General features: G+C 70.0%; 18 protein-coding genes, 1 tRNA gene and 1 pseudogene. 10 read left to right on the forward strand and 10 right to left on the reverse strand.

Annotation, left to right across the window (positions count from 1 at the left end):
- Window positions 1-118 precede the first annotated feature (118 nt).
- The 4 genes from ACFE7F_RS04260 to ACFE7F_RS04275 all read left to right on the forward strand — a co-directional run bounded on the left by ACFE7F_RS04260 (window position 119) and on the right by ACFE7F_RS04275 (window position 2,479).
- Complete coding sequence (locus ACFE7F_RS04260; RefSeq protein WP_375402600.1) at window positions 119-421, forward strand: antitoxin Xre/MbcA/ParS toxin-binding domain-containing protein; 303 nt, start codon at window positions 119-121, stop codon at window positions 419-421.
- Window positions 418-1,002, forward strand: coding sequence for a hypothetical protein (locus ACFE7F_RS04265; RefSeq protein WP_375402601.1), 585 nt, complete (start codon window positions 418-420; stop codon window positions 1,000-1,002). The genes ACFE7F_RS04260 and ACFE7F_RS04265 overlap by 4 nt, the downstream gene beginning before the upstream one ends.
- A gap of 28 nt (window positions 1,003-1,030) precedes the next feature.
- Window positions 1,031-2,326, forward strand: a complete 1,296-nt coding sequence (locus ACFE7F_RS04270) for an FAD-dependent oxidoreductase (protein WP_375402602.1) — start codon at window positions 1,031-1,033, stop codon at window positions 2,324-2,326.
- A 76-nt stretch (window positions 2,327-2,402) separates the two neighbouring features.
- Window positions 2,403-2,479 (forward strand) — tRNA-Pro (locus ACFE7F_RS04275).
- An 85-nt stretch (window positions 2,480-2,564) separates the two neighbouring features.
- Here the strand turns inward: ACFE7F_RS04275 and ACFE7F_RS04280 are convergent.
- Window positions 2,565-3,037, reverse strand: a pseudogene (locus tag ACFE7F_RS04280) (TetR/AcrR family transcriptional regulator); the annotation flags it as partial.
- Here ACFE7F_RS04280 and ACFE7F_RS04285 point away from each other — a divergent pair.
- Complete coding sequence (locus ACFE7F_RS04285) at window positions 3,015-3,755, forward strand: efflux RND transporter periplasmic adaptor subunit (RefSeq protein ID WP_375402669.1); 741 nt, start codon at window positions 3,015-3,017, stop codon at window positions 3,753-3,755. The pseudogene ACFE7F_RS04280 and the gene ACFE7F_RS04285 sit on opposite strands and share 23 nt — an antisense overlap.
- A gap of 139 nt (window positions 3,756-3,894) precedes the next feature.
- On the opposite strand, the gene ACFE7F_RS04290 is transcribed toward ACFE7F_RS04285, so the two are convergent.
- The gene (locus ACFE7F_RS04290; RefSeq protein ID WP_375402603.1) at window positions 3,895-4,026 is read right to left on the reverse strand and encodes a hypothetical protein; all 132 of its coding nucleotides are present in this window, start codon (window positions 4,024-4,026) and stop codon (window positions 3,895-3,897) included.
- Window positions 4,027-4,060: 34 nt separating this feature from the next.
- Between ACFE7F_RS04290 and ACFE7F_RS04295 the strand changes: the two genes are divergently transcribed.
- Both ACFE7F_RS04295 and ACFE7F_RS04300 read left to right on the forward strand, forming a co-directional pair.
- Window positions 4,061-5,293, forward strand: coding sequence for an efflux transporter outer membrane subunit (locus tag ACFE7F_RS04295; RefSeq protein ID WP_375402670.1), 1,233 nt, complete (start codon window positions 4,061-4,063; stop codon window positions 5,291-5,293).
- Between the two features lie 39 nt (window positions 5,294-5,332).
- Complete coding sequence (locus ACFE7F_RS04300; RefSeq protein WP_375402604.1) at window positions 5,333-6,316, forward strand: alpha/beta fold hydrolase; 984 nt, start codon at window positions 5,333-5,335, stop codon at window positions 6,314-6,316.
- A 52-nt stretch (window positions 6,317-6,368) separates the two neighbouring features.
- Here ACFE7F_RS04300 and ACFE7F_RS04305 read toward each other — a convergent pair whose 3' ends face one another.
- Window positions 6,369-7,754, reverse strand: coding sequence for a phospholipase D-like domain-containing protein (locus tag ACFE7F_RS04305; RefSeq protein WP_375402671.1), 1,386 nt, complete (start codon window positions 7,752-7,754; stop codon window positions 6,369-6,371).
- A 124-nt stretch (window positions 7,755-7,878) separates the two neighbouring features.
- Here ACFE7F_RS04305 and dinB point away from each other — a divergent pair, with 124 nt between their 5' ends.
- A complete protein-coding gene (gene dinB / locus ACFE7F_RS04310; RefSeq protein ID WP_375402605.1) occupies window positions 7,879-8,940 on the forward strand; it encodes a DNA polymerase IV in 1,062 nt (353 codons plus the stop codon).
- On the opposite strand, the gene ACFE7F_RS04315 is transcribed toward dinB, so the two are convergent.
- Entirely contained in the window at window positions 8,935-9,846 is a 912-nt protein-coding gene (locus ACFE7F_RS04315) for an ROK family protein (protein ID WP_375402606.1), read from the reverse strand. The two genes, dinB and ACFE7F_RS04315, sit on opposite strands and share 6 nt — an antisense overlap.
- A 70-nt stretch (window positions 9,847-9,916) precedes the next feature.
- Between ACFE7F_RS04315 and ACFE7F_RS04320 the strand changes: the two genes are divergently transcribed.
- On the forward strand, window positions 9,917-11,836 hold the full coding sequence (locus ACFE7F_RS04320; RefSeq protein ID WP_375402607.1) for a CocE/NonD family hydrolase: 1,920 nt from the start codon (window positions 9,917-9,919) through the stop codon (window positions 11,834-11,836).
- A 140-nt stretch (window positions 11,837-11,976) separates the two neighbouring features.
- On the opposite strand, the gene glmS is transcribed toward ACFE7F_RS04320, so the two are convergent.
- Complete coding sequence (gene glmS, locus ACFE7F_RS04325; RefSeq protein ID WP_375402608.1) at window positions 11,977-13,800, reverse strand: glutamine--fructose-6-phosphate transaminase (isomerizing); 1,824 nt, start codon at window positions 13,798-13,800, stop codon at window positions 11,977-11,979.
- A gap of 6 nt (window positions 13,801-13,806) precedes the next feature.
- On the reverse strand, window positions 13,807-15,180 hold the full coding sequence (glmU, locus tag ACFE7F_RS04330) for a bifunctional UDP-N-acetylglucosamine diphosphorylase/glucosamine-1-phosphate N-acetyltransferase GlmU (protein ID WP_375402672.1): 1,374 nt from the start codon (window positions 15,178-15,180) through the stop codon (window positions 13,807-13,809).
- Window positions 15,181-15,246: 66 nt separating this feature from the next.
- Here glmU and ACFE7F_RS04335 point away from each other — a divergent pair, with 66 nt between their 5' ends.
- Entirely contained in the window at window positions 15,247-15,921 is a 675-nt protein-coding gene (locus tag ACFE7F_RS04335; protein ID WP_375402609.1) for an HAD-IA family hydrolase, read from the forward strand.
- On the opposite strand, the gene ACFE7F_RS04340 is transcribed toward ACFE7F_RS04335, so the two are convergent.
- From ACFE7F_RS04340 to ACFE7F_RS04355, 4 genes are read right to left on the reverse strand one after another with little or no spacing between them, the layout of a single operon-like run.
- The gene (locus ACFE7F_RS04340) at window positions 15,918-16,925 is read right to left on the reverse strand and encodes a nucleotidyltransferase family protein (RefSeq protein WP_375402610.1); all 1,008 of its coding nucleotides are present in this window, start codon (window positions 16,923-16,925) and stop codon (window positions 15,918-15,920) included. The two genes, ACFE7F_RS04335 and ACFE7F_RS04340, sit on opposite strands and share 4 nt — an antisense overlap.
- Window positions 16,910-17,767, reverse strand: a complete 858-nt coding sequence (locus ACFE7F_RS04345) for an HprK-related kinase A (protein ID WP_375402611.1) — start codon at window positions 17,765-17,767, stop codon at window positions 16,910-16,912. Before ACFE7F_RS04345 ends, ACFE7F_RS04340 begins: the two co-directional genes overlap by 16 nt.
- The gene (locus ACFE7F_RS04350) at window positions 17,764-18,024 is read right to left on the reverse strand and encodes an HPr-rel-A system PqqD family peptide chaperone (protein ID WP_375402612.1); all 261 of its coding nucleotides are present in this window, start codon (window positions 18,022-18,024) and stop codon (window positions 17,764-17,766) included. Before ACFE7F_RS04350 ends, ACFE7F_RS04345 begins: the two co-directional genes overlap by 4 nt.
- A 52-nt stretch (window positions 18,025-18,076) precedes the next feature.
- A complete protein-coding gene (locus ACFE7F_RS04355) occupies window positions 18,077-18,481 on the reverse strand; it encodes a hypothetical protein (RefSeq protein WP_375402613.1) in 405 nt (134 codons plus the stop codon).
- Between the last annotated feature and the right edge of the window lie 25 nt (window positions 18,482-18,506).

Genomic DNA, 18,506 nt, shown 5'->3' on the forward strand with positions numbered 1-18,506 from the left:
GATCGCCCGCGTGTAATCCATCATGGTGGGGGCGAGGTGGCCTTTCGCGTCCGCGCCACCATATACTCGCCGTCGTCGGCCGGAGTTCGTCAGCCGCGACGATCAGGAGACAGCCGCCTTGACCACCGATCCCGATACGACCGAAGTGGACGGCGCGACCCCGGCGGCGAAGAAGCCCGAGTTCAAGCGATTTCGGAGCAAGTTCAACGCGGTCAAGCTGTCCCCCGACCAGGCCAGCCGTCAGGGGCAGGTGGCGCGCGTCGCCTGGGCCGCGCTGGGCGACCGCGAGGCCGTCATGGCGTTCCTGAATACTCATGACGACGCGCTCGGCGCGCGTCCGCTCGATCTGGCCGTCGCGAGCGCGGAAGGGCTGGTCGCGGTCGAACAGGCGATCGCGGCGCGCGCCGCGCCCAGGGCTTGAGCGGTCGACGGCGACCGTCGACCGGAACACCCGCCGCCCACGCCGCCCTGCGACGCGGGATCGCCTTCGTCTCGGCGAGGATCGGCTGCGGCGGCTTGGTCGGCCGGCATGGATCGGCATGTTCGGTCCGGGTAGTCGGCAACATGCTTGCGGAGATCGACCGCCTGCTCGTCGTGCTCATATCCGAAGTCGCCCGCGACCGCGACCTACCCTTCACCGGACGATCTCGCGATCCCGGCGTGATACTTTCGGCCCTGCGCGGTCCACGTCACTCCGCATCGCCGGACGGGACGCGGCTGAGGGCGCTGTACCGGTCGACCTCCTGCTTGCGGCGCGATGACGGCGTGGTCACGCGCGTCGATCGACGCGGCGGCCGATCGATGACGGTGGGGTGGCCGAGGGTAGAGACGGACATCGCTCGAACCCATACCGCAGCGTTAGGCTCATCGATCCTGCCCTCGGCGGTCCAGCTGATCGACGTCTGCGCATTCTACGATCGTCTTGGCCGCGAGATCGTCGCGACCGACATAGCGGTCCGGCCGGCCCGTCCTTTCCATGGACACGCGCCCCACCCCGTCTAAGATCGGAGCCGACGGGAGAACCAGGGCTATGCGGCACATCGTCATCGTCGGGTCGGGGCCCGCCGGATACTACACCGCCGAGGCCGCGCTCAAGCTGTGGGGCGACGGCGTCCGGGTCGACATCATCGACCGCCTGCCCGTTCCGTACGGCCTTATACGCAGCGGCGTCGCGCCGGATCACCAGTCGATCAAGGGCGTGACGCGTCGTTACGAGGCGACCGCGTCGTCCGACAACGTCTGCTTCGTGGGCGGCGTGACTCTCGGGCGGGACGCGACCGTCGCGGAACTGCAGCATCTGTACGACGCCGTCGTGCTCGCGACCGGCGCGCCGTCGGATCGGCCGACCGGCGTGCCCGGCGGCGATCTGCCCGGCGTGATCGGATCGGCGGCGTTCGTCGGCTGGTACAACGGTCATCCCGATCACGCGGCGCTCGCGCCGCCCCTCATCGGCGCCGGCGCGGTGATCGTCGGCGCCGGCAACGTCGCCCTCGACGTCGCGCGCATCCTGGCCAAAACCGGTGAGGAATTCGACGGCTCGGACATTGCCGCGCATGCGCTGGGCCAGCTCGGTCGCGGCGGGTTCGAGACGATCACGATCCTGGCGCGGCGCGGACCGCACCAGATAGCGATGACGCCTAAGGAGATGGGGGAGCTCGGCCATCTCGCGCGCGCCGCCCCGGTCGTCGATCCCGCGGACCTGCCGCCGGTCGAGGACGACGCCGCGCTCGATCCCGGACAACGCAAGTCGGTCGCACTCTTGCGCGAGTTCGCGGCCCAGGACGAAGCCAAGCCGGTCCGCATCCTGTTCGACTTCTACGCCGTGCCGCTCCGGATCGAGGGCGAAGACCGGGTCGATCGTGTGATCGTCGAGCGCACGCGCCTTGACGACGTGGGCCAGGTCGTGCCTACCGGTGAGACCTACGAGGTGCCCGCGAGCTTAGTCGTCAGCTGCATCGGATACAGGACGCCGCCGATCGACGGCATTCCTTACGACGCCAAGCTGGGCCGGTTCGCCAACGACGACGGACGGATCGGACCGGGGCTGTACACCGTCGGTTGGGCCAGGCGAGGCCCGACCGGAACGATCGGTACCAATCGTCCCGACGGCTTCGCGATCATCGACCACATCGCCGCGGATCTCCCCGCGGAAGGCGGCAAGCCGGGTCGCGCCGGACTGGACGCGCTGTTGGCTGAACGCGGCGTCGAGGCCGTGACGTTTCGCGATTGGCGGCGCATCGACCAGGCCGAGATCGCGGCCGCGCGCGCTGGGTCGCCGCGCGAGAAGCTCGTCAGCATCGAGGCGCTGCTCGCCGCCCGCGCATGACGCTTGCACGGGACGGGGGCGCTGGGTATGAACGCGCGTCCAAGCAAACCGGTCGATCCGCGCGACCGGGCTCCGTCGGGGAGTAGCTCAGCCTGGTAGAGCACTGCCTTCGGGAGGCAGGGGCCGGAGGTTCGAATCCTCTCTTCCCGACCATTATCCAGCCGCTCGGCGCGACCATCCTCATGAATAGCTGGGTACCGCGCCGGACGCGGGACGTTATGACCTTGTCGTCCACGGCCGCGATAATCCCGAATTCCAGCTCCTTTGCCAGGAAGCCGCGCCAGAGCGCGAGGAGATCGGCGGCGGCGAGCAGCGGGTCGTCGATCTCGATTTCCCCTCCCGGTCGGCCTCGGCGAGCATCGCGCCGATGCGCGCGCGGCAGTGGCCGGGGCCGGCGTCGAAGAACCGGCGCGCCAGGCCGGGGGATTGATCGAGGTCCTGCGCAAGCATTCGGTCGAGCGGCAGATGAGCGGGACTGAAGAGGAAGCGCAGCAGGACCATTCCGAACGCGTCGAGACGGTCGGCGAGCGTACAGTCACCGTGCAGGGCGTCATCGAAGGCGCGCTCCATACGCTCCATCTCGGCGCGCACCGTGGCCTCGAACAGCGCCTCCTTATCGTCGAAACGCTTGTAGATCGTCACCTTGGAGACGCCGGCGCGGGCGGCTATGTCCTCGATCGTCGAAGCGGTGAAGCTGCAGCCGATCCGCACCCCCGCCTCCGCCCCCGCCGGTGCCGGCGCGGTCGTGGCCGAAGCGGGCGTGGTCGAGCCGTCGAGCGAGCTGATCGAGATCGGCGCGCAGATCGGCGGCGTGATCGACCGGATGTATGTCGAGGTCGGCCAGCGGGTCGCCGCGGGCGCGCCGCTATTCTCGGTCGACAGCCGCGAGGCACGTGCGTCGGTCGTGGAGGCCGAGGCCCGGCTCCGGCGCATCCGGCAGGGCGTAGCGGCGGCGCACACGAGCTTGGGCGTCTCGCGGCGGCAGGACGCGCTGTACCGATCGGCAGGCGATCCGCGCGCGGTGAGCCGGCAGGAGGTGATCGCCAGCGGCGGTACCGTCGAGGAAGCGGCCGCGCGCGTCGCGGTGGCGCAGGCCGAGGCGAACGAGGCCGCTGCGCAGCTGGCGGCGGCGCGGGTGCGGCTGGCCCGGCACACCGTCCGGGCTCCCCGCGCCGCGACCGTGCTGCAGGTCAGCACGCGCGCGGGCGAGTACGCTAACGCCGGCAATCAGGGCGGCGACTCGGCCGGCCCGCTGATCACGATGGGCGTCACCGACCCGCTGCATGTCCGCATCGACACCGACGAGAATGAGATCGATCGCGTCGCGCTGACCCGCCCGGCGATGGTCACGCCGCGCGGCGCGGCGAACAAGCGGATCAGCGTGACGTTCGTACGTGCCGAGCCGCTGGTGGTGCCAAGCGGTAGCTGACCAACACGTCAACCGAGCGGGTCGATGTACGGGTGCTGCAGGTGACCTTCGCCTTGCCCGGCGACGGCGCGGGCTTTTTCGTGGGGCAGCAGGTCGACGGCTTCGTTCCGGCCAAGGCGACTCGGTGAAGTACCCGGCCCTACTCGCGCTGCTGCTCGCCGGGTGCGCCGTCGTCGAGCGCGCGCCGCCCGCGTCGAGCGCGGAGGCTCCCCTGCCCGCCGCGTTCGCGCTGCTCGACCGCGAGCGGGTGGCGACGGGGACGATCGCGCAACTGCTGCCGCGCGGCGACGGGGGGCTATGTCGAGCTGGAGCGGCAAGCGTTAGGCGGTGTGCCTACACTCGCCGCCCCCGTCGCGCGGATCGACGCGGCGCGGGCTGGATTACGCGGCGTGCCGGCCGAGCAACTGCCGAGCGTGAACGCGTCTGGATCGGTCGTGCGGCAACGGTTCAACCCGGGCGCGCAATTCGGCGGCGGGCTGCCCGACGGCATCGCGATCAGTCCCAACCGCACCAACTTCAACACCGGCATCGATGCGAGCTTCGACGTCGACCTGTTCGGGCGGCTGCGTGCAAGCCGGCGCGCCGCGGCGGCGCGGCTCGACGCGGCCGGGGCGGACGCGGCGGGCGTGCGGCTGTCGCTCAGCGCCGACACCGCGCGCGCGGTGGTGGACGTGCGGACGCTCGACCTGCGTGAGGCGGTTGTGCGGCGCGACATCGCCAGCGCGGCCGACCTCGTCGCGGTCACGCGGGTCCGTGCGCGCGCGGGTGTTGCGCCTGAGTTCGATCTGGTGCGCGCGCAATCGCTGGAAGCGGAGGCGCAGGGACGAATCGAGCCGATTCGGAGCGAGCGCGCCGGGGCAACCGGGCGGCTGGTGACGTTGACGGGCGTGCCCGCGCAAGAGGTGCTGGCATTGCTCGCCGCGCCCGCCGGCCCGCCCTTGTCGGTGCTGCCGCCGCTCGGGCTGCCGTCGGTGCTGCTGCGCGCGCGGCCCGACGTCGCCGCGGCCGAGCGTCGGCTGGCGGCCGCCGACCAGCAGATCGCGGCCGCGGTGGCAGGTAGGTACCCGCGGCTGTCGATCACCGCCGCACTGGGGCTGTTCTCGCTCGGGCTGGGAAGTCTGTTCGATGATGATGCGATCATCGGTTCGGTCGGGCCTGGGCTGGCCGGGCCGCTCCTCGATTTCGGGCGGGTGGGCGCGCGGATCGATGCACGGCAGGCGGACGTGCGTGAGGCGTTCGCGAACTACCGCGACGCGCTGTTCACCGCGCTGGGCGACACGGAGGCGGCGCTGGGTCAGGTCGCGGCGGCCGACGCACGCGCGGTCGTGCTGGAGCGGCAGGCGTTCCTCGACCGCGACGCCGCCGGGCTGGCGCGCGAGCGGTATCGGCGCGGGCTCGACACGTTCCTGACGGTGATCGACGCCGAGCGAAGCGCGAACAATTCGAACACAAATGCGATCGACGCCCGGGGCGAGGTGTCGCGTGCGCGCATCGCGCTGTACCGGGCGGTCGGCGGCGAGGGTGAGGCGGGTCGCTGACATGCGGAACCAACCGGTCGCGTCGAGGCTTCCGGGTTCATGACACAGAACAGCAACGACGCCGCCGCCCCGACCTTGCTTAAGCGCATCGGCATGACCGCGCTCGGCGTCGGCGCGGCCGGGGCCGGGCTCGCCGCGATATCGGCGCTGCTGGGACGCGACGCCGAGCGCAAGGTGCCCGCGGACGGCGGGTTCGTCGAGATCGACGGTGCACGGCTGCATTATATCGACCGTGGAACGGGGCCGGCGATTGTCATGGTGCATGGGCTCGGCGGACAGCTGCGCAACTTTACCTACGCGCTGTCCGAGCTGATCGAGGGCGAGCACCGGCTGATCGTCGTCGACCGGCCGGGATCGGGTTATTCAAAACCCAAACCAGGAACGAACCCCGACATCCGCGCGCAAGGGCGGCTCGTGGCGCGGCTGGTCGACAAGCTCGGGCTGGAAAGACCGCTGATCGTCGGCCATTCACTGGGCGGCGCTGTGGCGCTGGCGGCGGCGCTCGCCGCGCCGGGCAAGATCGGCGGGCTGCTGCTGCTCGCCCCGCTAACCCAGCCGATGGACCAAGTGCCCGAAGTGTTCCGGAGGCTGCAGCGCGACTCGGCGTTGTCGCGCAAATTGATCGCACGAACGGTCGGCGTGCCGATGGGCATGCTGACGAGCAAACCGAATTTGACCATAATCTTCGCGCCCGATCCCGTGCCGAGTGATTTCGGGACGCGCGGCGGTGGTCTGCTGGCGCTCCGGCCCGGCAATATCGAGGCGGCGATGCACGACATCTTCGCAGCGCGCGACGATATGGACGCGATCACCCGGCGCTACGGCGAGCTCGCGTTGCCGGTGTCGATCCTATTCGGGCGCGGCGACCGGCTGCTCGACCCCGAGCTGCATGGGCGGACGACGGCGGCGGCGATCGCGGGAGCGGTGTTCGAGGTGATCGAGGGCGGGCACATGCTGCCCATCACCCATCCGGACGAGTGCGCGCGAGTGCTACGCGCGGTGCTGGCGCGGATCGACCGCTGACGCGGCGCGATCGAGAGGATGCCGCTAACGCGGCGCGATCGAAAAGATGCCGCTAACGCGGCGGGCGCAGACGTCGGCGGAACAGCCCGCGTTTGGCGAGCGACTCGAACATTTCATCCGGGCCTTCCGGGTCCAGCACCTCGTTGTCGGCGAGCCACCGCGTGACCGCGCCGACGTCGGGCACCTCGTAGGGGTCGAGCGTCTTGCCCGAGCCGCGTAGGCGCTCGATCGTCTGGATCAACGATCTGGTCTCGGCAAAGACCCGGTCGACCTCGGCGGGCGCGACGTCCAGATGTTCGGCGATCAAGCGAGTGCGGATGCGTCCGATCGTCGCGCGAGCCGCGTCATCGGGCGCCTCGAGCGCGAGGTCGCATTCGGTGTCGAGGCGGAGCGAGCGGTTATTCATGTTGGATGAGCCGAGCCGGAACACGTCGTCGTCGGCGATCAGGATCTTGGCGTGAACATAGATGTCGAGCCCGCCCGTCGTAACGGGGTGGTACAGCCGCAGCCGCATGTGCGGATCGCGCGCCCACAGTGCCGTCATCAGCCGTGCGCGCGCGGTGTCCATCGCGATCGGCTCAAGCCAGCCCTGCGCATGGCGCGGGTTGACGATGACGAACTCCGGGCCGTCGGGCTCGACCAAGCGCTTCGCGATCGCCTCGGCGATGCGACGCGAGGCGAAATACTGCGACTCGACGTACAGGTGCCGTTTTACCGCCGCGATCTGGGTCAGGAACAACGCTTCCGATTCGTGGATCGGCTCGCAGTCCGGCATGGCGGGCGCGGTACGGGCAATGCCGACCTCGACGTTCTCAAAATCGACGGCCAGTTCCGGCGGCCAGCAGTCGGGGACTAGCGGCACGGGAACGAGCCGCTCGCCGCCCGCGAGCGACCAGCGGTCGCGTGCGAGCTCGCCGAGCGCGGCAGCGAGCGGCCCCTGGACCGCGCTGGTGGCGTCGTGCCACGGCTTGTACGGACGCCCGAGTGTCGTGCGGCGACCAGGCTCGTCGTCGAGATGCGCCGACGTGTCCCACCGCTCGCTGGTCACGTCGATGCCGCCGCAAAAGGCGAGGCAGTCGTCGATGACCACGATCTTCTGGTGGTGCGACGCGCCCATGGGATGATGCCCGTCCAGAAGCGTGGTAATTCGCGGGTGCGTCATCCAGCGCAGGAGCGAGAAGATCGTGGTGCCGCGGAACAGCGATTTGACCGCGCCCAGATCCCAGCGGAGCAGGTTGACCTCCAGCCCGGGCGTGCGATCGACCAGCCAGCGGACGAAACCGCCCACGGTACGCGGCTCGCCCGGCAGCCGCTCATCCCGATCGAGCGCGATGCGCGCGTCGAAATCCCAACCAACCAACATGATGCGGTGCCGGGCCAGCATCATCGAGCGGCGCAGAACCCTGAAATAATCGTCGGCGTCGATGATCACGGACATGCGGTCGGCCTGCGCCGTCCGCCAGATATCGACCCCCTGCTTCACGGCGTCCTTGTGACGGCCATATGTTACGGTGCCAATTAGATTCGTGTAGGTTTCTTGTTCCTGCTACGTTCTTTTAGTGATGGTGCGCAAGATCATCCATATCGACATGGACGCGTTCTTCGCGTCGGTGGAGCAGCGCGACGATCCCGCGCTCCGGGGTAAGCCGGTCGCGGTCGGCGGACGCGGCGCGCGCGGCGTGGTGGCGGCCGCGAGCTACGAGGCGCGGGTGTTCGGCGTGCGATCGGCGATGCCGTCGGCGAGCGCGGTCAGGCGGTGCCCGGAACTGCTGTTCGTGCGACCACGCTTCGACGTGTATGCGGGCGTGTCGCGGCAGATCAGGGCGATCTTCCACGACTATACCGACCTAGTCGAGCCGCTGTCGCTGGACGAGGCGTATCTGGACGTCAGTGAGGACCGGGCGGGGCTGGGATCGGCGCGCGCGACCGCCGAGGCGATCCGCGCGCGCATCCGCGAGACGACGGGGCTGACGGCGTCGGCGGGGGTGAGCTATAACAAGTTCATCGCCAAGTTAGCGTCCGACCAGAACAAGCCGGACGGGCTGTGCGTGATCCCGCCCGGCAAGGGGGCAGCGTTCGTCCAGTCGCTGCCGGTGTCGCGCTTTCACGGGGTGGGGCCGGTGACGGCCGCCAAGATGGAACGGCTGGGCATCCATACCGGCGCGGACCTGCGCGACCGCGACCTGCCGTTCCTCCAGGCGCAGTTCGGCTCCTATGCCGAGTATCTCCACCGGGCCGCGCGGGGTGAGGACACGCGGCCGGTGCGCGCGCACCGGGTTAGCAAGTCAATCGGGGCGGAGCGGACCTTTCACGAGAACATCGCGGACGGAGCCGAGCTGACCGAGCGGCTGGCGGGGATCGCCGACGCGGCCTGGGTGCGGGTAGACCGGCACCGGGCGCAGGGGCGGACGGTGACGCTAAAGCTCCGGCATCCCGACTTCACCACGATCACGCGGGCCAAGTCCTTCGCCGATCCGGTGGGCGACCGCGACACTTTCCTGGCGGCGGGACGGGCGTTGCTCAAGGCGCAACTGCCCGCGCCGAACGGGGTCAGGCTGTTGGGACTGACCCTGTCGGGGCTGGTCGCGGCCGGGACGGAGGCGCAGCCGGCGCTGCCGTTATGATCCGGGGATGCCCAACGCGAGCCGCCCCAACATGACGGCTCCGAGCGGACCCGCGCGTCCCCCCAGCGCGGCCGGGACGAGGAAGGTCTCGCCGTCGACGATCTCCGGAAACGGCAGGTAGCCGCCCAGGCTGGCCTTGAGCAGCGCGCGCACGCGTGGGAGCAGGTGACCATCGCCCATGACCCCGCCGCCCCAGACGATGCGGCGCGGGACCCCGGTCAGCACCAGCGCATGGGCGAGCTGGGCGAGCGCGTGCGCCACCCCCTCCCATATCGGATCGTCATGCGCGACCTCGTCGCCCGGCCGCCCCGCGCGCGCTGCGATCGCCGGGCCGGCGGCGAGCCCCTCGACGCACGCGCCGTGAAACGGACAGGTGCCGATCCAGTCGTCGCCGGGCAGGCGGACGGGGCGCAGATGGCCGTATTCGCCGTGCGTCAGGCCGTCCACGGGCCGCCCGCCGGCGATCAGCCCCGCGCCGACGCCCGTGCCGACGGTGACGTAGGCCATGTCGGCGAGCCCCTTGGCCGCGCCCCAACACGCTTCGGCCAGCGCCGCGCCGACCACGTCGGTGTGGAAGCCGACGGGCAGGCCATACCGCTTGACCAGACGGCCGGCGATGTCCGCGCCGGACCAGCCCGGCTTGGTGGTGACGGCGACATGGCCCCAATCCGGCGCGCGGCGGTCGATCGACACTGGGCCGAAGCTGGCGATGCCGACCGCCTCGAAGCCGCTCCATCCGTCCAGCACCGCCTCGATCGCGGCGAGCGTCTCGTCGGGCTTGGTCGTGGCGATCCGCACCTCGTCCTCGACCGTATCGGGACCGCTCGCCAGGATGCACACACATTTGGTGCCGCCCAGCTCCACGCCAGCGATCAGGGGGGCGATCAGGGGTGCATCGTCGGTCATGGTAATCTCTCCACTGGACGGGGCACCACCCTAGCGGCATCGTCGGTCGTTACGCATCAGGAGTTCATTCATGCGGCGCTTCGTACTTCTCTGCTCGACCTTCGCCCTCCTCACCGCTCAGACCTCGCCGACCCCCAAGGACGGTCGGACGGCCACTGAAGGCGGGGACGTGCCGGCCAAGTTCGCACCGCCGATCGGCGCGCGCGATTACGTGCGGCGCGAGGTGATGATCCCCATGCGCGACGGGACCAAGCTGTTCACCGTCATCGTAAGCCCCAAAGGTGCGCGGGACGCGCCGATCCTGCTCACGCGCACTCCCTACGATGCCGCCGGTCGGACCAGCCGGACCGACAGCCCCAACATGATCTCCGTCCTGCCGCAGGGCGACGAGGTATTCGTCCGCCACGGCTATATCCGCGTGTTCCAGGATATCCGCGGGAAATACGGATCTGAGGGCGATTACGTCGTCACCCGACCGGTGATCGGGCCACTCAACCGGACAGCGACCGACCACGTCACCGACGCGCACGACACGATCGAGTGGCTGGTGAACAAGGCCAACCTGCCCGAGTCGAACGGGCGCGTCGGTATGCTCGGATCTTCGTATGAGGGGTTCACCGTCGTCATGGCGCTGTTGAAGCCGCACCCCGCGCTCAAGGTTGCCGCGCCCGAGAGCCCGATGATCGACGGGTGGATAGGCGACGACTGGTTCCATTACGGCGCGTTCCGGCTGGCCAACATCGGCTGGCTCGGCTCGCAGACGGGGTACAAGGGCAAGGGGACGGAGCCGCCGTCGGGGATCTACGACGATTACGAGCAGTTCCGGCGCGTGGGATCGGCAGGCGATTGGGCCAGGAAGTCGGGTTACGACCAGCTACCCTATTGGCGGCGGATGAGTGAGCATCCGTCGTACGACGCGTTCTGGCAGGGTCAGGCGCTCGACAAGCTGCTTGCCGCCAATCCGTCGAACGTGCCGACCATGTGGGAACAGGGCCTGTGGGACCAAGAGGACATGTACGGCGCGATCGTCGCCTGGGAGGCGCTCAAGGCGAAAGGGAAACAGAGCAACAACTTCCTGGTCATGGGCCCATGGCGCCATAGCCAGGCGAACTACGACGGCTCGTCGCTCGGCGAGTTCAAATGGCGCGGCGATACGGCGACGCAGTGGCGGGAAGAATATCTGTTCCCCTTCTTCGATCAGTATCTGCGGCCCGGCCGGCCCGCCTTCACACCGCCCCAGGCGCTGGTCTACAACACGGGCGACAACCGCTGGGACGAGCTGGCCGACTGGCCGCTCGCCTGCGAGACGGGGTGTCGCGCGCCGCTGAAGGCCATCTACCTCCAGGCGGATGGCGGGCTGGGCTTCGCCAAAGGAGCGGTTGGGGGCGACGCCTATGTCTCGGATCCGGCCAAGCCGGTGCCCCACCTGCCGCGACCCGTGAACTTCAACGACGGGCGCTGGGGCGCGTGGCTGGTGAGCGACCAGCGGCATGCCGACGGGCGGCCGGACGTGATGACGTATCAGACGCCCGTGTTGACGGAGGCGATGCGCGTGTCCGGCGCGCCGTTCGCCGATATCTACGCCCGCACCACGGGAACCGACGGTGATTTCGTGGTCAAGCTGATCGACGTCCACCCGGACGAGGACGCGACCGAGCCGAAGAAGGGCGGATATCAGCTCGCGGTCAGCCTGGACATCTTTCGCGGGCGTTACCGGAACAGCTTCGAGAAACCCGCGGCGATCCCCGCCGGCAAGACCCAGCGCTACCGGTTCCGGCTGCCGACGGTGAACCACGTATTCAAGCCGGGACACCGGATTATGGTGCAGGTACAGTCGACGCTGTTCCCGCTTTATGACCGCAACCCGCAGACGTTCGTGCCGAACATCTTTTTCGCCAAGCCGGGAGATTACCGCAAGGCGACGGTGACGCTGGAGCGCGGCGGCGCGAACGCCAGCGCGGTGCATCTACCAGTGGTGCCGGTGAGGTAACCCTCTCCCGCTTTTGCGGGAGAGGGACAGGCGCGAAGCGCCAGGGTGAGGGTCGGGCCTCTCGCGGACAGGCCCGCCCCTCACCCTCGCCGCGCTGCGCGCGTCTTTCCCTCTCCCGCGAAAGCGGGAGAGGGTTTGCTTCACTCCACCGTTACCGACTTCGCGAGGTTGCGGGGCTGGTCCACGTCCGTGCCCTTCACGACCGCGACATGGTAGGCCAACAGCTGCACGGGGACCGCATAGACCAACGGCGCGATCAGCGGGTGGACCTGGGGCATCTCGATCGTCGCGATCGTATCCGCGCCGGCTTGCGCAATGCCCGCCGCGTCGGAGATCAGCACCACCTGCGCACCGCGCGCCTGCGCCTCGTGCATGTTCGATACCGTCTTGTCGAACAACGGCCCCGACGGTGCCAGCACGATGAGCGGGACCTGGTCGTCGATCAGCGCGATCGGCCCGTGCTTCATCTCGCCCGAGGCGTAGCCCTCGGCGTGGATGTAGCTGATCTCCTTGAGCTTGAGCGCACCCTCGAGCGCCAGCGGATAGTCGGGGCCGCGGCCGAGATACAGCACGTCGCGCGCGCCCGCGATCTTACCCGCCATCGCGGCGATCTCGTCGTCATGGGCGAGCGCGCGGCTCATCGCCTCGGGCGCTTCGGACAGATGCCGGACGATCTCGCGCTCCTCCTCGGCCGACAGCTTGCCGCGGACGCGCGCGAGATTGGTCGCCAGCGCGGCCATGACGGCGAGCTGGCAGGTGAACGCCTTGGTTGACGCGACGCCGATCTCCGGCCCGGCATGCGTCGACAGCAACAGGTCGACCTCGCGCGCCATCGACGAAGTGGGGACGTTGACGATGCCGGCCGTGGTGACATCGTTCGCCTTCATGTGCCGGAGCGCCGCCAGCGTGTCGGCGGTCTCGCCCGATTGCGACACGACGACGCCGAGCATGTTCGGCGTCAGGACGGGGTCGCGATAACGGAACTCGCTGGCGACATCGACCTCGACGGGGATCCTCGCGAACTGTTCGATCCAGTATTTACCTATCATCCCGACATAGGACGAGGTGCCGCAGGCCACGATGGCGACGCGCTCCACCGACGACAGGTCGAACGTCATGTCGGGGAGCGCGACCTGCTCCTCGAGCGGGCGGAGATAAGAGCGGAGCGTCTGCGCGACGACGATCGGCTGCTCGTAGATTTCCTTGAGCATGAAATGGCGGTGGTTGCCCTTGCTGATCAGCTGGCCCGATGCGCCCGACTGGACGGTTGGACGGTCCACCGGGCGGTCGTCGGCGTCGGTCACGTCGATCCGGTCGCGCGTGATCGCGACGCGGTCGCCCTCCTCCAGATAGATCACGGATTGCGTGAACGGCGCCAGTGCCAGCGCGTCGGAGCCGAGGAAGTTCTCGCCCTCCCCCACCCCGACCGCGAGCGGCGAGCCGACGCGTGCGCCCAGCAGCAGGTCGGGATGCGTGCGGACCATGATCGCGAGCGCGAACGCGCCGTGCAAACGCGGCAACACCACCGACATGGCTGCGCGGGGTTCGGCCCCACGCTCGATCTCGCGGGCGAGCAGGTGGGCGACGACCTCCGTGTCGGTCTGGCTCAGGAGCTCGCGGCCGTCGGCGGTCAGCTCGTCGCGGAGCGCCTTGAAGTTCTCGATGATGCCGTTGTGGACGACCATCACGTCGCCCGCGATATGCGGGTGCGCGTTGTTCACGGTCGGCGCGCCGTGCGTCGCCCAGCGCGTGTGCGCCACCCCACCCTCGCCCGGCAACGGCTCCTCGCGCAGGCGTTCGGCCAGGTTCGCGAGCTTGCCCGGGGCGCGGCGGCGGTCGAAGTCGCCGTGGTGGACGGTGCAGATGCCCGCCGAATCGTAGCCGCGATATTCCAGGCGCTTGAGCCCGTCGAGCAGACGATCGGCGACCGGACCGGCCCCGAGTATCCCGATGATGCCGCACATGGACGCCTACTTTCCCGAACCGTTCTTGGCGGCTTCCTTACGCGCGCGCATCGCGTCGCGAAAGCGCGCGGCCCAGCCGGGGCGCGCTTCCTGCCGGCCGCGCGCGACCGCGAGCGCGTCGGGAGCGACGTCTCCGGTGATCACCGACCCCGCCGCGACGATCGCGCCCGCGCCGATCGCCACCGGGGCGACCAGCGCCGAGTTCGAGCCGACGAACGCGCCCTCCCCGATCATCGTGCGGTACTTCAGGAAGCCGTCGTAATTGCAGGTGATCGTGCCCGCGCCGATGTTCGCGCCCGCGCCGATCTCCGCATCGCCGAGGTAGGTCAGGTGATTGGCCTTCGCCCCGCGGCCAAGCGTCGCCTTCTTCATCTCGACGAAATTCCCGACGCGCGATCCCTCTGCCAGCACCGCGCCGGGGCGCAGGCGGGCATAGGGGCCGACGCTCGCACCCGTGGCGACCGTCGCGCCCTCCAGATGCGAGAAGGCGTGGATCACGGCTCCGTCGGCGACGGACACACCCGGGCCGAACACGACATTCTGCTCGACGATCACGTCGCGGCCGATCGTAGTGTCGTAACTGAACCACACCGTCTCGGGCGCGAGCAGCGTCGCGCCCTCCGCCATGGCGCGGGCGCGGCGGCGTCGCTGCCAGTCGGCCTCGACCGCCGCCAACTCGGCGCGGCTGTTGACGCCGGCGACCTCGCCCGGCTCCGTCTCGATCACGGCGGAGCGGCGGCCGTCAGCGGCGGCGAGCATGACGATGTCGGGGAGGTAGTATTCGCCCGCTGCATTGTCGTTGCCGACGCGGGCGAGCAGCGCGAACAGGTCGGCGGCGCGGACCGCCATCAGCCCGGAATTGCACAAGGTCTCCGCGCGTTGAGCGGCGTCGGCGTCCTTATACTCGATCATCCGCTCGATGCGCCCGTCGGCATCGGCGATCACGCGGCCGTACGCGCCGGGATCGGCGGGGCGGAAGCCGAGCACGACGGTCGCCGGTTCGTCAGGGGCGTGAAGCCGCTCGACCATGCGCCGCATCGTCTGCGCGCCGACTAGCGGCACGTCGCCATAGAGGATCAGCACGTCGCCCTCGAAGCCGGCGAGCGCTGCCTCGGCCTGCGCGACCGCATGGCCGGTGCCGAGCTGCTTCGCCTGAACCGCTACGCCCACGCCCAGCGGCGCGACCGCCGCCTCGACCTGCTCACGCCGTGCGCCCGCGACGACGACGGTGCGGGTCGGGCAGAGCTCGCCCACGCTCGCGAGCAAATGGAGAAGCATCGGCCGCCCCGCGACGGGGTGGAGCACCTTGTGCAGGTCGGACTTCATGCGCGTGCCCTGACCGGCGGCCAGGACGATCGCGGCCAGGGGCGCGGGCGTGATCATGGCAAAGGCGAGTGCCACAGGGTCCTTGCCAATTCCATAGCGGGGCTGGCAGGCGCTCGGCTCATGGCGGACTTCCCTTTCGATATCATCGGTTTCGACCTCGACGGCACGTTGCTCGACACCAGCGGCGATCTGGCGGCGGCGGTCAACCATGCGCTGGCGAGCGCCGGTCGCCTCCCGCTGCCTGTCGAGCGGGTGCGCCCGATGATCGGCGGCGGATCGCGGCACATGCTGGCGCAGGGCATGGCCGCGACCGGCGGATGCGACGAGGCGGAGCTGGACGTGCTGCAACGGCGGCTGCTCGATTTCTACGAGGCTAACATCGCGGTGCTGACTCGGCCGTTCGCCGGTACGCTCGACGCGCTCGACGAGCTGAAGCGGCGCGGCGTCGCGCTCGGGATCGTGACCAACAAGAACAAGCGGCTGGCGCGACTGGTGCTGGGCGAGCTCGGGCTGACCGCGCGCTTCGCGAGCATCGTCGGCGGCGACACGCTCGGCCCCGGTAGGTCCAAGCCCGCGCCCGACCTGCTGCACCTCATGGTCGAGCGATGCGGCGGCGGGCGCGCGGCGTTCGTCGGCGACTCGATCTACGATGTCGAAGCGGGCCGGGCCGCGGGGCTGCCGACGGTGGCGGTCAGCTTCGGCTTCCTTTCCGGCCCCGTCGAAGAGCTCGGCGCGGATGCGGTCATCGACGGGTATGTCGAGCTGATCCCGACGCTCGAGCGGCTGAGCGCCTAGCCGCGCCGCCACTTGGTCCATAGGTGGCGGGCGAGGAGGAGCGGCGGCATCCGCATCCAGTGCGAGCGCAGGTAGAAAGCGAAGCGGGTGGCGGGCCGCGTGCCCCTGCCCCAGCCGTCGCGGGCCAGGAGCCGGCGGCGGAACGGCGCGTCGCTGCGGTCGCGCCCGCGCCAATCCTCGGGGATCGTCGTTCCGAACAGATCGTCCGACAATCGTGCGGCGCGGTGGACCTCTCTCCATAGGCCATGGCGCTCGGCGCGCCCTCGCAGGCCGTCGGTCCCGAACTCCTCGATCAGGCAGTGTAGATCCCACAGGTTGCGCAAGCCGCCGCTCAGGTCGCCGTCGGCGAACAGGTGCGCGGCACCGTGGCAGATCATGTCGGCGGGCGCGAGGACATGGAGGCCGTTGCCGAGCGGCGGCGCATCGGCGAGGAGCGCCGCCGCGTCGGGCGCGATGCGAGCGGTCGGCGGCAGGATCGTATGATGGACGTCGACCATCCGGTCGCGCTCGCGGTGGATGAGCGGGGGCAGCTCGTGCATCCAGCGGCGGTAATAGTCGTCGTCATACGGGTCGGGCTTGACCCATTCCCACCCGGCCACGAGCAGCGCCGCCTCGACCGCGTCCAGCGCCGCGCGGGGCACGAGTATGTCGGTATCACCGATCGACCGCCCCCGCCCCGCCTCCAGCCCCGCCGCGACGAAGGCCGTGCCCTTCAGCAGCACGACCGGAACGCCGAGCGGGGCGAGCGCGCGGCGGACGGCCTCCGCCTCCCAAAGCGCGGCGGTGCGCCCGTGCTCGGCCGTGCGGGTCGCGTCGGTGAGGATCGCCCGAACGGTCGGCGGGAGCGTCAGTCCGTCCACGCGCGAGGCGAGCGTGCCCAGCAGCAGTTCGGCGCGCGCGACGGCGATCACCGCCTGCCAACCCGGCGTGGTCAGATCGAGCGTGGACGCCGGGTCGCGGAGCGAGCGGACGAGGAGTTCGGCCGGACTCAGAGCGCGGCCCACAACGCCTCCACCGCCTGGACGCCGGCCTGACCGTCCGGATAGTCCACCGCGAGCGCCGGGACATCGCGCACTAGGCGGATCAGCGTCTCGAACCCGACCCGGCCAAGCGCGGTGTAGTTGGTTGACGCCTGGGTGAGCCGCACGAACGTCTCGCTGAGCGGGACCGGACGGACTTCGGGCGCGAAGCCGTAGCGCGGGAAGAGCAGCAGTGCGGGCTTGGCGGGCCGGTTCATGACCGCGATCGCCGCCGACCCGGGCGCGAAGTGCTGGACATCCCCCTTCGGCGTGGCCGTCAGCAGCGGGCCCGTCACCGCGTCCGGCCAGGCGGCGCGACCTACCGCGATGCTGTCGTTCTTCAGGCTGACCGGGCGCGGAACGGCGAGGACTTCGCCCGTATCAAAATCGATCAGCGCGAACTCGTCGCCCATGAAGCGCCAGCCGCGCGCGGCGAGCGCCACCGACAATGTCGATTTGCCCGCCCCCGATTCGCCCGTCATCAGCAGCGCGCGCCCATCGCGCTCGACGCTCGACGCGTGCAGCAGCAGGTGCCGACGCCCGCCGAGCGCGAGCTGCAGGTTCATGCCCATCTCGGCGGCGAGCAGCGCGTGGGCGAGCGGAAGCGGCGCGGCCTCCGGCAGCGTCCAGTCGCCCGCGATCGCGACCGACGGCCGCACGAAGCGTCGCCAGGGCCGCACAGCCTCGAGCCGCACGGTGAAATCGGCGACGCCGTCCGGTTTGGGATAGCCGGCATACAAACGCTCGAGCGCGGCGATCGGCGCGCGCCAGTCCGATCCGACGCGAAAGCCGTACGGCCCGACCCGGACCGTGTGGACGTGCTTCATGACCGCTCGACGAGGCCCGCCGCGACCAACTCGTCCAGGCGGGCGTCGAGCGCGGCGGCATCGCGATCGGCGAGGTCGAACCGTTCGCTCAGGCGCGAGAGCAGTTCGTCGCGTGGCGCGGGCTCCTGCAACGCTTGGATGATCTCGGGCGCGGGGGAGGCGAGCATGTGCGTGATGCCGGACGCGCGGTGGAAGACGGCGGTCAGATCGTCGAGCGGCTCGATCAGGAGCGAGTGGAGCGGCGCGGCGCGGTACATCGGGGGCCGGAGTAGCCGACCGTTCCCCTCCCCGACATCCCAAACACAAGCCCTATCTGGGAGATTGCAGGGACGCGAAGCAGGTGAACCCGCTCGTCCCGTGTTGCAGCCGCCGGATGTAGTTCATGTACGCCCGGCTGCGCTCGTAATCCGTTCCCGGCAGCGTGCCGCCGTTCATCGCGCGGCGGACCTCTTCTCCCTTGAACGGGCGCGAGGCGGGCGGGAAAGCCCCGGCCGTGCCCGACTGCACGACCTTGCCGTCGCCGGCGATATGGCCGCCCGCGCGGCTGGGATCGGGGACGGGGATGTCGCAGTTCAGGACCGATCCGGCCGTTTGCGCGAGCGCGGGTCGGATCGAAACCACCGCCGACGCGCCGACCGCGCCCAGGACCAGCACGCGCCGCCGCGTGGGGACCGCGCCTGCGTCGTCCTGCCCCTCGTCGGATCGGTCGGTCATCCTGCTCCCCTACTCCCAAGCCCTT

This window comes from uncultured Sphingomonas sp., assembly GCF_964235535.1.
GTDB lineage: Bacteria > Pseudomonadota > Alphaproteobacteria > Sphingomonadales > Sphingomonadaceae > Sphingomonas.